The organism is Agitococcus lubricus, from assembly GCF_003051055.1.
GTDB lineage: Bacteria > Pseudomonadota > Gammaproteobacteria > Pseudomonadales > Moraxellaceae > Agitococcus > Agitococcus lubricus.
On sequence record NZ_QAON01000006.1, the window covers coordinates 1 to 12,574 of the forward strand.

At 37.1% G+C, this 12,574-nt stretch carries 13 protein-coding genes; 2 read left to right on the forward strand and 11 right to left on the reverse strand.

Going from position 1 to position 12,574, the window contains the following annotated elements; genetic code table 11:
- Window positions 1-315 precede the first annotated feature (315 nt).
- From C8N29_RS07470 to C8N29_RS07480, 3 genes are all read right to left on the reverse strand, one after another.
- Window positions 316-633, reverse strand: a complete 318-nt coding sequence (locus C8N29_RS07470) for a VOC family protein (RefSeq protein WP_107865437.1) — start codon at window positions 631-633, stop codon at window positions 316-318.
- 87 nt (window positions 634-720) lie between these two features.
- The gene (locus tag C8N29_RS07475) at window positions 721-1,689 is read right to left on the reverse strand and encodes a phage exclusion protein Lit family protein (protein ID WP_170106929.1); all 969 of its coding nucleotides are present in this window, start codon (window positions 1,687-1,689) and stop codon (window positions 721-723) included.
- A gap of 565 nt (window positions 1,690-2,254) precedes the next feature.
- Window positions 2,255-2,605, reverse strand: a complete 351-nt coding sequence (locus C8N29_RS07480) for a hypothetical protein (RefSeq protein ID WP_107865439.1) — start codon at window positions 2,603-2,605, stop codon at window positions 2,255-2,257.
- Between the two features lie 72 nt (window positions 2,606-2,677).
- Here C8N29_RS07480 and C8N29_RS07485 point away from each other — a divergent pair, with 72 nt between their 5' ends.
- Entirely contained in the window at window positions 2,678-3,148 is a 471-nt protein-coding gene (locus C8N29_RS07485) for a hypothetical protein (RefSeq protein WP_146164432.1), read from the forward strand.
- A 1,069-nt stretch (window positions 3,149-4,217) separates the two neighbouring features.
- Window positions 4,218-5,309 carry a rolling circle replication-associated protein gene (locus C8N29_RS07495; protein ID WP_107865442.1) on the forward strand — a complete coding sequence of 364 codons (1,092 nt, stop codon included), beginning with the start codon at window positions 4,218-4,220 and terminating at the stop codon, window positions 5,307-5,309.
- 1,755 nt (window positions 5,310-7,064) lie between these two features.
- On the opposite strand, the gene C8N29_RS07500 is transcribed toward C8N29_RS07495, so the two are convergent.
- The 8 genes from C8N29_RS07500 to C8N29_RS07530 all read right to left on the reverse strand — a co-directional run bounded on the left by C8N29_RS07500 (window position 7,065) and on the right by C8N29_RS07530 (window position 12,270).
- On the reverse strand, window positions 7,065-7,433 hold the full coding sequence (locus C8N29_RS07500) for a pentapeptide repeat-containing protein (RefSeq protein WP_107865443.1): 369 nt from the start codon (window positions 7,431-7,433) through the stop codon (window positions 7,065-7,067).
- 169 nt (window positions 7,434-7,602) lie between these two features.
- Window positions 7,603-8,439, reverse strand: coding sequence for a TIR domain-containing protein (locus tag C8N29_RS07505; RefSeq protein WP_107865444.1), 837 nt, complete (start codon window positions 8,437-8,439; stop codon window positions 7,603-7,605).
- Between the two features lie 471 nt (window positions 8,440-8,910).
- Window positions 8,911-9,288, reverse strand: a complete 378-nt coding sequence (locus tag C8N29_RS07510; protein WP_146164433.1) for a hypothetical protein — start codon at window positions 9,286-9,288, stop codon at window positions 8,911-8,913.
- 1 nt (window position 9,289) lies between these two features.
- The gene (locus C8N29_RS07515; protein WP_107865446.1) at window positions 9,290-9,724 is read right to left on the reverse strand and encodes a hypothetical protein; all 435 of its coding nucleotides are present in this window, start codon (window positions 9,722-9,724) and stop codon (window positions 9,290-9,292) included.
- A gap of 153 nt (window positions 9,725-9,877) precedes the next feature.
- On the reverse strand, window positions 9,878-10,237 hold the full coding sequence (locus C8N29_RS16665) for a hypothetical protein (protein WP_146164434.1): 360 nt from the start codon (window positions 10,235-10,237) through the stop codon (window positions 9,878-9,880).
- 467 nt (window positions 10,238-10,704) lie between these two features.
- Window positions 10,705-11,523, reverse strand: coding sequence for a hypothetical protein (locus C8N29_RS07520; protein ID WP_107865447.1), 819 nt, complete (start codon window positions 11,521-11,523; stop codon window positions 10,705-10,707).
- Window positions 11,524-11,525: 2 nt separating this feature from the next.
- A complete protein-coding gene (locus C8N29_RS07525; protein ID WP_107865448.1) occupies window positions 11,526-11,828 on the reverse strand; it encodes a hypothetical protein in 303 nt (100 codons plus the stop codon).
- Window position 11,829: 1 nt separating this feature from the next.
- Window positions 11,830-12,270, reverse strand: coding sequence for a hypothetical protein (locus C8N29_RS07530; RefSeq protein WP_146164435.1), 441 nt, complete (start codon window positions 12,268-12,270; stop codon window positions 11,830-11,832).
- Window positions 12,271-12,574: the final 304 nt, after the last annotated feature.

The following is a 12,574-nucleotide window of genomic DNA, read 5'->3' on the forward strand; positions in this document are numbered from 1 at the left end:
TAAATTCAGGGCTAAAACGTTTTGCCATTTCTTCTCTCCAAACATAATTCTTAAATTAGCTTTAGAGGGAATAATTGTCCATTTAGTTGGCTAGGATCACATAACGCGCAAGTACCCACAACAAAATTAAAAACTGAGATTACCTCAGAACCATAAAAAATAACACCCAAATCGGCTGGGTACTTGTCGCTGTTGATGCGAAAGTTAGGTTTTAACACTAAAAAACAATAACTTATTGGTTATATTGTTTATTTCTTAATTAAATACTTAGATGTAAAATCTGTTCATTTGTAAAAGAATACTAGCGACAAATTATTAAGAAATTTCAATTTTTCTTCCATCAGGGTCTAAAACAACATAAATAACTTTACCATTGAATTCATATTGATTATGAATTTCTAAATTTAGAACTATTGATTCAATATTTTTCAGGCAAAAACCTAGCCTAGAACTACACACAGCTTCAGCAGAAGATAAAGGATATAATTCAAAAACTAAATTTTCTATATATGTCGAATAGTGCTCAACTCCTTTGCCGTGCTTTTCTTTAACAAAATTCAAGCCAAATTGTTCATAAAATAATTTTGATGTTTCCAAATTTTTACAACGTAAAACCAACAGATTAAGTATCATTTTACTATAAAAACCTAACTACCCGCGTAAGGCGCAAGCACCCTACAGAAAAATAAACAAAAACTCAGTAATCACTGAATTCAAAAATTACACAATAATCGGCTGGGTGCTTGTCGCACTTGACGCTGAAGTTAGATGCGAATCTATAGCGGCAAGTAACATTTGGCAGTATCCTTGCTGTGTCTTTACGACAGAAGGGGTAACAGCTATTTTTTTATGCTCTATTACAGATAAAAGCAAGCAAGATAAATACTGCCAAAAATAATCATTATCTGAGACATTAATATTATCAACAAGCTCTTGAATTCTAGTCAATACAGGTGGGTGAGTTGTCGAGCCTTTCCAATTATCTTCTGGAGTAATTACCAAAAGCATAACCGAAGCAAGTGCGATAGCCATACCTCTTTTGCTTTTTAAAAGAGCCAAATCGTAGCCACTAGTCCTTGAGTAGACTTCAATTTTTTCTAGAAGGAAGTCTCTGGCATATTTATCGCATTCGTATTCCTCTTGATGGTAATCAAGAATAGTATTCGAATTTCGGAATTGAACATGCTTTAATTCATGAAGAAAACAATATGCGGCAGTAATACATAATATATCAAATGCCATACTACCATTTATATCTTTTGGTTTGCCAGAATCAGGCTTTGGGACTGCCTGTGGCCACGAGAATTGCTCAATTGATTCAATACTTTTTAAATAACTAACCGATTCAAGCAGGCTAATTATGCTTTCTTTTAATTTAGATGATGCATCTTCCTGTGTTATTTCTAATGGTGCGAATGGAGTTCCAGTTGCTTGTGAGAGAAACAGATATGGATAATAAAGATTAAAAGATTTTTGCGCCGCAAAACCAAGAAGCCATATTTTGCACATGGTCTTATGATTGAATAATATAAGACCAAACGAACCTGCCTCAAGGGAAAATCCAAGCCTATCTTCGATTTGGTTTACCTGTGGCATATGCTCTAGCCAAAGCTTTTCTAATTCCTCTTTACGTTCTGGTGCTGAGCCAAGAATGGCATTTTTTACAGCAGCTTCGGAAATATTTGTCATATCTACTTTTCCTTGTGTACTTAGAAGCATCTAACTACACACGCTAAGGGGTAACACCCCACAGCAAACTAAAACCTGAGACTGACCTCAGAACCTTCAAAAAATTCACCGTAATCGGCTGGGGTGTTATCCCTCTTGAGCGTGAAGTTGGACTAGTGAACTCACACTACAAACAAAATTAGTTCACTATACAAATCACAACTAGCGATGAACCAATACAACACTGACCTTCCTGCCGCTCGGCGCAACTACATAAGCCTAGCGATGCAGCCAGATGAATGATAACAACTCAAATATACTCGTAAAACCCACAATAACAAATAGATATAAGATAAAAAATATACAGCAAATCACACGCTAATAGTTGTCCAACTAGGCGCATAACGCGCAAGTACCCAACAACAAAATTCAAAACTGAGATTACCTCAGAACCATCAAAAAATACACAATAATTGACTGGGTACTTGTCGCTGTTGATGCGAAAGTTAGGCTGGTACGACACAAAAAAATCGAACTACCCAAAATTAATATTTTACACTAGAAGTAAATGATTTTTTAGATATTTTCAATTTTGAGATAGCAAGTTGGCATATTCATCCTGAATTACGCCTTGATTTACCCAGCATGTAGGAATTGCATTTAGCTCCTCATAGCAATATTGAATTGCTTTCTCTGGCTGCAATGTAACTAAGGCTTGTGAGTTAGAGCCATCAACTTCAGGAAAGGAATAAACATCTAAATAATCATTTGAGCCGATATTCTCAACTTCAAATAACCAAACTTCAGAAGTCTCAACCTTGGGGCGTAACTCAATCCAGCGAATAGTTTTATCAGTAGAGCCATATCCAAGAAATTGTTCTACTGATTTCCCGCGATACAAGACTGACAAGAGTTCTTTTTCTAATAAGTATCTCATAAATACTATGCCTAACTACCTGCATTAAGCCGTGCAGCCCAACAACAAAACATGATTAACAATGGTGATTATATGACAGAGAAAACAACACAGCAACCGCTTGGGGTTGCATCGGACTTAAATGCTGAGTTAGGTTGTGGAGTATTGACGATGAATTTAATCATAGCGTGTGTTTTGTTGGCTTGTCTTTTTTCTTTTATTTTTGTTATTTCCAGATTAAAAGAACAGATAAAAAACAAAAATGAAATTATTGATGGTTTGTTAAAAATAACTGATGAACAAAAACAGGAAATTTACAATTTGCGCTACTTACATTACGCAAAAAATGAAGCTGAAATTTCCAAAAAATACACAATAGAATGTGATGAAAACCAAGCATTAAACATGATAAGACATAAAGGTATTAATTACGACCCTATTGCTCAGTTAGTTGGTTTAACTCAAAGGCAAGGATATGCTCGCCAAGCAGCAATGCAACAAGCAGCAATACAAGGACAATATGGGTTAAATAATTCGATTTATGGGTTATTTAATAAAACCTAACTACCTGCGCTAAGGGGTAACGTCCCCACAGCAAAATAAACAACTGAGACGTACCTCAGAACCATAAAAAAATGCCCCATAATCGGTTGGGGCGTTATCCAACTTGAGCGCAAAGTTAGGTTAATGTTTGCTTAAGAGTAACCTCAACTCATTAGCCCAAATTTCATCACAATCTTCTAACCAATACAATGAACCTGAACAGTTCACAAATATTGCTTCTTCGACTAGTCCAATTAATTGATTTGGAATCCAACTCAAGACATAACGATTTCTATTTACAGCTATATAGCCAATCCATATATCCCACGGTGGACAATCGTTTACATCAATAAATCCATCCGTTACACCCTCTGACATTCCATCAGACATATTTGAGTCAGGATCATAAATTAGTACTTTACCTTTACTTATACTTATATCTTGATTAGTTTCAATATTATTTTCATTAATTTTATACTTACGAGCACAGATAACATATTTAACTGTATAAAAATGATTTTTTTGAAAAATATCAGGTGCGAACTCTAAGGTTCTTAAGGATGATCGAGATTTCTTGCTATCCCAATAGGCTTAAAACCAAGATTCAGCTTCACTAATAGCGTTAATAATTTCTATTGCGCTATTTGATTTCAAGTCCATTTATTAACCTAACTAAATATTAAGGCGTGCGCGGTTAATGTGGGTCATTAACGCTGCCTCACTTCGCATCGCCTTGAATAACCAGTTATACAACGACGCGGCTTGACTGTAAAGCCGTATTGGGTACTGGATTTTATAGTCTAATAAATAAGTTAGCGTGTCCCATCCTACTTAAAATCGACTGAGCTGTAGTAGGCAGACTGCCATAATTTTTTAATGATAGTGGGAACGAAGGGGTCTGCTTCCCTTCTTAGACAATAAAATGCCCTGCAAGGTCTGCAAACCTTCAGGGCGTGACCAGTCTTGAAAATTCTGTTTTACACGGCAGATATAGACTGATGAAAAGCATTTTAGCCTTATTTTTAAGGCTTTGTAAGCCCTTTCTTGCTTATATTGTTTTTTGCTGTCTTGCGTTTGCAAGGCGGCTTAAATGGCATTAAGCACTTATTACCCTATTAAGCGCGGCCTCTCTGCCGTTCAGCTTTCACAAGCCCTTAATCAATCGCCCTTAACCCGTAGCGATTGTGAGCTATTACGCCCACTCTCTCAAAAGTCTACCTTATCTATAGATGACCTCGTTTCAAGTGGCGCGTCACCTTCTGTCGTTTACCCTACCCACAATCAGGGGGGCAAGTCCTCCAATCAAGGAGAGGCCTCCGCTTGCGGAGAGGTGGCCTTGAGTGGAGGCGTAGCCTCCCTTCCTTGTCTTAGAGTAAACAACTCAAACGAATGCCCTACAACGGACAATCTCCCTCCTGTTTCCCCTGTCCCTACCCTGAATCCCTCATGGATTCGTAAAGCCGAATTTAAGGTTAAACGCGAAGTTATGGCCTTGTTTGATAAGTACGGCCTAGACCGTATCGGCTTTTTAACGCTCACCTTTGCCGATGATGTCCAGTGCCATAAAGAGGCAACTAAACGCCTAAATTCCTTAATCACTGGCGTTCTCCGTGAACGCTATGCACAGTGCATTCGCGTCTCTGAGCGTCAACAATCAGGCCGTTGGCATTTTCACTTAGTCGTTGTTTGTCAACAAGATATTCGGCGCGGTGTTGACTTTCAAGCCATTAAAGAGAGACGTTACAAGGACGGGGCAAGCGCTACTTTGCGGGCTGAGTGGGCGTTCTGGCGTAAGACAGCTAAAAAGTACGGCTTCGGTCGTACTGAGCTACTCCCTGTTAAAAAAACAGGTGAAGCCTTAGCCGCTTATGTTGCCAAGTACATTTCCAAAGGCTTTGCTTATCGTCAGCCTCAAGATAAAGGTGCAAGGCTCTATTCCGTCATCGGTGGGGATAGAGTCTGTTCTTCCCGCTTCTCCTTTTATAGTGCTAAGGCTATCGAATGGCGTAAAAAGGTTGCTCTATGGGCGGCTTCTTGGTCGGGTAGCTTTGCTGCTGCCTCTACTTCAGGCGGGTTTGAGCCTGTGGGCTTCCTCTCTTATGAAGATTTGCCGCTTATCTTCGGTAAAAAATGGGCGTGGACGTACCGAGAACAAATAATCGCTATGCAATCCCCTTTTTAGTCGCGCTCGCAATCTCGCTAGGAATCAGAAAATGCGCCTCTAGTGCGGCGCGGATTGCGCAAGCAAGCCAAGCAAACGGGGCGCGTTTTCGTCATTCCGTTGCGTATTGCGTAGCAATGCGCCAACAATGGCGAAAAGGCGCAAACTCTCTACGGGCTGGCAGTAAATTAGGGGGCTTGCTTATGATGGCTATACATCATCGTCCCTGACATCTAAACCTTTCTATAGATAGTCGCGCGATTAAACCCAATACCAGATAAATGTGCCTCTCCTTCTTTGCGGCCTGTCTTTCCTGTCTTACTCCGACGTTCTCCGCCTTCTAATCAACCATTCCACAATACTGTAAAAAGTACACGACAACCTAAGCGCGGTTAATGTTCGGACGTGAGGACGAACGAAAGTGCGATTAGGTGGGAGGGGCTTATCTTAAGGCGTACCCCCTTTAATGGTACGCTTTTGTATCATGGGTGATACTTTTAGGCTTGGACTATTAAGTCAAAATGACTTACTGACACCCTGTGACACCGACACCATGACACACTCACGTCAAAATGACTTAAGAGTCCAGTACCTTTAATGCTGGACTCTTGTCCGAGATTCGGAAAAATTAACCTGTATACCTGTATTCACATATTCAAAAGTTATTTATTCATAAATTATTTATTCAAAAGTTATTTATTAACTTAGTTAAAAGTAACTTTGTAATTTGTGATTTGTGATTTGTGATTTGTGATTTTAATTACTGATAAATTAGATATTAAATTGGTGTTAATTTAATTATTAACCGTGAATAGATAAAAATAATATAAAACTGGCTTTTTAGGTCTTGAATAATTCGGAGGGTTTTATTAGATTTGAGCGCGGTGTATAACTATACGCTAAGGGGTAACGCCCCATAGCAAACTAAAACCTGAGATGTACCTCAGAACCATCAAAAACAACTCAGAAAGCGGCTGGGGCGTTATCCCACTTGAGCGTGAAGTTGGACAAGTGAACTCACTCTACAAACAAAATTAGTTCACTATACAAATCACAACTAGCGATGAACCAATACTACACTACCCTTCCTGCCGCTCGGCGCAACTACAGAAGCCTAGCGATGCAGCCAGATGAATTATAACAACTCAAATATACGCGTAAAACCCACAATAACAAATAGATATAAGATAAAAAATATACAGCAAATCACACGCTAATAGTTGTCCAACTATATGCTAAGGGGTAATGCCCCACAGCAAAATAAAACCTGAGATTGACCTCAGTACTATCAAAAAATGCCCAATAATCGGCTGGGGCGTTATCCCACTTGAGCGTGAAGTTGGACTAGTGAACTCACTCTATAAACAAAATTAGTTCACTATACAAATCGCAACTAGCGATGAACCAATACTACACTGCCCTTCCTGCCGCTCGGCGCAACAATAAAAGCCTAACGATGCAGCCCGATGAATGATAACAACTCAAATATACTCGTAAAACCCACAACAACAAATAGATATAAGATAAAAAATATACAGCAAATCACACGCTAATAGTTGTCCAACTTAAAATTAACTGGCACAGCCCCACAGCAAAATAAGCAAGTGAGAGTTTGCCAAAAATATAAAAAATATCACCGTAATCGGCTGGGGTTGTGTCCAGTTGAATTATTAGTTAGACAAAACCAATTAAAAAATTTTTACTTCAATACACCCACACTAAAAATACACTAACTATAAAGAATAAAAAATAGGCTCATGGTTTCTGCTCGTAGATTTAACACGAACTTTTTGGAATATCATTAGAAGCATAAACATAACCTTGTTCAGTTGCTCCCTCAAAACAAGCTCCTATTAGTTTGGCACCGTCAAATACTGCACCATCTATTGCTGCGTTATTAAAATTTGAATACGCTAAATTAGCATCAGTAAAATCGCATGTTTTAATATTGGTAGATGAAAAGTTAGCACCTACAAGATTAGCATTTTTAAAAATTGCACAAATAAATGAACCCGAAAAATCTATATTTGAAAGCGATTGATTACTAAAATCAAATACTTGGCCATCAAGTTCTAGATTAGTAAAAACTCTCTCTCCCAATGAATAACGCTTAAGTATTTGCTCAGTAGTAATCTTATTACACATGTCTTACGTCTAACTTTCCGCGTAAGGTGCAAGCACCCACAACTGAATAAACAAAAACTCAGTAATCACTGAATCCGAAAATTGCCCCGTAAGTGGCTGGGTGCTTGTCACACTTGACGCGCAAGTTAGAAAAGCGTCCATTCTTAAGATGCGTATTAGACGATAATATTTATACCACTTTATTCATGTCAATAGTATAACCAGCACCTCTCAATTCTTTAGCAACAGCTAAGTGCCATGCTGCGTGTGTGTCGAATGGCACATATACTACACCGCTAATATCGTTTGGTATTTCAACGTTACCTTTTACAAGAGCACAGACATTCTTACGACCTAACTTAGCAATTAAATATCCATGTTCAAATACGACATTTTGACGCGCTCTAGGTTTTGTGTCGGCATTACCAAGAACACTTCCAACATCGCAAGGTGTATATAATACTAAAGCGAAACCAACATTAGTATATTCTTCTATCTTCTCAATTATTGTTTTTCCCGTACTTGCCTGCTCATGAAGAATAACGGCTGTCAGACCAAGCTTTTCAATAAATCGTGCTGCTTCAGTTTTTGCTAAGTCATCTCTACCATGCACAATAAAAACTTTAGAGCGATCCATGCTAATCTCTTTTTCAGCTTTAGGCATAGGGCTATTCTTTACTGCCGCCTTTGCTTTCTCAAATATAGCAGTTGTTACATCTTTAGTATGCTCTGTATAGCTCACAATATCACTTGGAGAAACATACATAACTATTGAAGAATCCATGTGGTCATTTTCATACTGTGCCAATTCAACAGCAGATTTTTGGGTCTCTTTAATAGATATTCGCTTTATTTCACCATATTTAAGAAAATAACCATCAAATTGAAAGTCTTCCTTGCGAAGAAAAGGATAAACAATTCGTTCTTCTATTTCAGATATGTTTGTTTTATCTAATTCATAATACTGCTTCATTACCTCATTTTTCCCTGATTTTTCGCTTGTCTCAATTAAAACTTGAAAATACATTTAAACCCTCCACATTTTTCTAACTATACGCTAAGGGGTAACGCCCCATAGCAAAATAAAATAATAAAACAGATTCACCACCATCAAAAACAACTCAGAAAGCGGCTGGGGCGTTATCCCACTTGAGCGTGAAGTTGGACAAGTGAACTCACTCTACAAACAAAATTAGTTCACTATACAAATCACAACTAGCGATGAACCAATACAACACTGACCTTCCTGCCGCTCGGCGCAACTACATAAGCCTAGCGATGCAGCCAGATGAATGATAACAACTCAAATATACTCGTAAAACACACAGTAACAAATAAATATAAGATAAAAAATATACAGCAAATCACACGCTAATAGTTGTTCAACTATCCGCGTAAGGCGCAAGCACCCACAACGAAATTAAAAACTGAGATTACCTCAGAACCATAAAAAAGTGAACAATAATTGGCTGGGTGCTTGTCGCACTTGACGCATCAGTTAGGGTGTAATGACTTCTAAGTAATTTTCAGGATAATTCAATTTTAACATCTCCTCAATTTGTAATTTTAATTTTCTGTACGTTTTCATGTTATTAAGGACCTGAATATCAACAACCAATTGCTTATTTAATGAACGAGCACCAATAACAATACTATTTAACTTGCTTTCAGAAAAGTAACATAAAGTATTTTGGCGTTTAGGAAGTTGTTTAATCAACTTATTTTGGATAGCAATATCTTCAAGGCGATTGCACAAAAAAGGTATTTCGCCTTTAACATCGTAAATGGCCATACTACCAATGCTGTAAGCAGACTTAGGAAAAGTATCACAACTTGAACAAGCTAAAAAACATACTAACACCAAGAAATATCTCATATTATTTTCCGACTACTACATCATCAATATAATTTTGCACGCCGCTTAAATCTTTGTAATAAACTTTATAGCTCCCAATTGGAAGGCTCTTGAAATGTACAGGCTGACAACGTGTTCTATCCTTTTCCGTATTAGAAGATGCAAGCTTAGTGCTTATCATGATATTTATTTCACCTTCTTTTACTTTGGCATTCACATTAACAAATACTAAAGCAGAGTTCATTACAGTTGGCTTTACAGTAAACCCATAAAGTCCTGATACATCGCAAAAAACTGGCAAAATAAGACCTGCATCTGTATAAACTGGATTTGATATTTTTACTCCACCAACAGACTGTATAAAACTCCAATCTTGCTGATGTTGAAATAAATATCCACAGCTTGTTAGTAAAAACAATAAAGAAATATTGAATATTAATTTATTGTTAAAAGCCATCAAATAAACCCTAACTTTAACGCTAAGAGGTAGCACCCCTCAACAAATTACAACCTGAGATTGACCTCAGAACCATTCAAAAATACACTAAATCCGCGCGGGGTGCTATCCTACTTGAGCGTTGAGTTAGGGTTACTCTAATTAGAATTAAAGCTACTCAATATTTTTTCGCCAATACTGCCACTCTTTTGGAACTTTACTAACAAATAATTTATTTGTGATAAATATTACAAATAATGATATTACAAATACTAAACTAAGAGCTTCGTCCCTACTAAAACTATAGCTCATAACATATATAGTACCAAATGAATAAGCTAAAGGTAGCAATAAACTAAAGTATGCTTTTGATGTATTACTTTTTTTATTTTCATTTTCTATAATTTCTGTCTTACAACTAGGACATATATAAGAAAATCCTAAAGAAAACGATGCTTTAGGATTCTTATAGAACCTAGATTTTATATATTTATATCTTAAATTTGTTTTACATTCAGGACAAGAATAATCCATAAAACCCTAACTATACGCTAAGGGGTAACGCCCCATAGCAAAATAAAATAATAAGACAGATTCACCACCCATCAAAAACAACTCAGTAATCGGCTGGGGCGTTATCCCACTTGAGCGTGAAGTTGGACTAGTGAACTCACTCTACAAACAAAATTAGTTCACTACACAAATCACAACTAGCGATGAACCAATACAACACTGACCTTCCTGCCGCTCGGCGCAACTACATAAGCCTAGCGATGCAGCCAGATGAATGATAACAACTCAAATATACTCGTAAAACACACAGTAACAAATAGATAGAAGATAAAAAAATATACAGCAAATCACACGCTAATAGTTGTCCAACTACCCGCGTAAGGTGCAAGCACCCACAACAAAATAAACAAAAACTCAGTAATCACTGAACCCGAAAATTGCCCCGTAAGCGGCTGGGTGCTTGTCACACTTGACGCGCAAGTTAGGCATTACTTACTCAAAATTATAGCAATAATAATAAACCCTATAATCCACCAAATAATATTATTACTCTCTGGATACTTTATCACAGGCGCAACATCCGTAACACCATTAATGTTTTTATCTATTTTTATTAAAACTTCATGCTTGCCAACACTTAACACCTGAGAAGCATTAGTAGAAAAGTCGTTTTTTGCATTTGCTATGTGGCTAATTAATATAGGTAAATTTGTAGTTAGTACATCTGAAAGCAAGCTCTTTTCTTTTTGTTGAAAAAAGTTTAACAACTGTTGTTTTACATTAGCATCACCTTGTGATAACCAATTGAAGCGTTTTTCCATGGATGCGGGTATTTGATAAACATTTACAACACTTTCAAGATAATCTTTTACCACTTTTTCAACTTCATTAACATCAGCATCTAAACCAACGTAAAAGACTTTTTTTGAAGATACTCCAACATGAGTCCACAAATTTTCTATTAATTTGTACTTCACAGGTAGAGGCATATGCGGAGGCAATAAATTAAATAATCGTTCAGCAACCATGCCGCTCATATTAACCTGACCACTGCTCCATTTAGTAATAGTTTTCTCGGCATATTCTTTTGCATCCTCTCCGTATTTATAGCCATACTCCGTTAGAATTGATTCTAACTCTTGAGGGTTAAGAGAAAAAAAGTATTCTTTTACATCTTTATCCGTACCACCAAGCTCTTTGGTTAAAGCCTCTGCTTCCCTGATATGTTGCCTAGCTCTTTCACTGCCATAATTATTATAAGACTTCCTATAGTTATTTCTTGAACCCCCTCTGTTATATTTTGACATGATTAACCTTTAAACACCAAATTCTTAACAATATCAACAAATGTTTCTTTTCTTTTTGGAGACTCCAAAATAATGCATACAACAAGATTATGAAAAGTTATTTCTTTTTTAATATATATAGTAGTCCCAGCTCTGGAAATACTATTAACTCGCGAACAATAGTCATCAATACAGATCTTTACCTGCTCATAAAACAATGGAAAATCAGGACTTTCTTTTATCGACGGCTTTATTTTTTTATTAAATTCAGCAATAGCCGTTGATGGAAAGGTGTCATCTGTTATTTTTAGAGTTATTTTCGCCATATTATTTACTCATGGCAGCAATAACAATCAATGCAAATATTGCTGCAAATACATAATATGGTGTCCAGTCTTTTTCACCTGTCTGACTTTTTGATAGTTTGCCACTTTGGGCTTGTTGTGTATTACCCATCATAATTTCTGTTCGACCTACTTTTGTGGTTTGTGTATGTGTGATGGTTACAGCATTCCCACTTTCAGAAACCTCTCTAGTTGTTCCAGACAAATCATTTAGTACTTTTTTCAAAGCTTCTGCATCAATATGTAAATCTTGAGCTTTTTTATTGATATCAATCATGCCTTTTGCATAATCAATCAATAAAGCCTTACGCTCATTCTCAGAGAGCCAAGACAAATCCATAGATGTAGCAGCTCCAAGGTTAATGTGAGTTGGCACATTAGATGGGATTTTCGTAAGGTTCTGATTTTCTTGCTCATTTTTCATATTAGTCTCTCCGCTAATTTCAATTAGGATGCTCGAAAATTGTACCACATTACATTCAAAAGAGTAAAAATTGAGGCCTAACTATACGCTAAGGGGTAACGCCCCATAGCAAACTAAAACCTGAGATGTACCTCAGAACCATCAAAAACAACTCAGAAAGCGGCTGGGGCGTTATCCCACTTGAGCGTGAAGTTGGACAAGTGAACTCACTCTACAAACAAAATTAGTTCACTATACAAATCACAACTAGCGATGAACCAATACTACACTACCCTTCCTGCCGCTCGGCGCAACTACAGAAGCC

Coding starts and splice junctions, on each gene's coding strand:
- C8N29_RS07470 (WP_107865437.1), bottom strand. CDS start 633: ATGATACTTAATCTGTTGGTTTTACGTTGTAAAAATTTGGAAACATCA.
- C8N29_RS07475 (WP_170106929.1), bottom strand. CDS start 1,689: ATGACAAATATTTCCGAAGCTGCTGTAAAAAATGCCATTCTTGGCTCA.
- C8N29_RS07480 (WP_107865439.1), bottom strand. CDS start 2,605: ATGAGATACTTATTAGAAAAAGAACTCTTGTCAGTCTTGTATCGCGGG.
- C8N29_RS07485 (WP_146164432.1), top strand. CDS start 2,678: ATGACAGAGAAAACAACACAGCAACCGCTTGGGGTTGCATCGGACTTA.
- C8N29_RS07495 (WP_107865442.1), top strand. CDS start 4,218: ATGGCATTAAGCACTTATTACCCTATTAAGCGCGGCCTCTCTGCCGTT.
- C8N29_RS07500 (WP_107865443.1), bottom strand. CDS start 7,433: ATGTGTAATAAGATTACTACTGAGCAAATACTTAAGCGTTATTCATTG.
- C8N29_RS07505 (WP_107865444.1), bottom strand. CDS start 8,439: ATGTATTTTCAAGTTTTAATTGAGACAAGCGAAAAATCAGGGAAAAAT.
- C8N29_RS07510 (WP_146164433.1), bottom strand. CDS start 9,288: ATGAGATATTTCTTGGTGTTAGTATGTTTTTTAGCTTGTTCAAGTTGT.
- C8N29_RS07515 (WP_107865446.1), bottom strand. CDS start 9,724: ATGGCTTTTAACAATAAATTAATATTCAATATTTCTTTATTGTTTTTA.
- C8N29_RS16665 (WP_146164434.1), bottom strand. CDS start 10,237: ATGGATTATTCTTGTCCTGAATGTAAAACAAATTTAAGATATAAATAT.
- C8N29_RS07520 (WP_107865447.1), bottom strand. CDS start 11,523: ATGTCAAAATATAACAGAGGGGGTTCAAGAAATAACTATAGGAAGTCT.
- C8N29_RS07525 (WP_107865448.1), bottom strand. CDS start 11,828: ATGGCGAAAATAACTCTAAAAATAACAGATGACACCTTTCCATCAACG.
- C8N29_RS07530 (WP_146164435.1), bottom strand. CDS start 12,270: ATGAAAAATGAGCAAGAAAATCAGAACCTTACGAAAATCCCATCTAAT.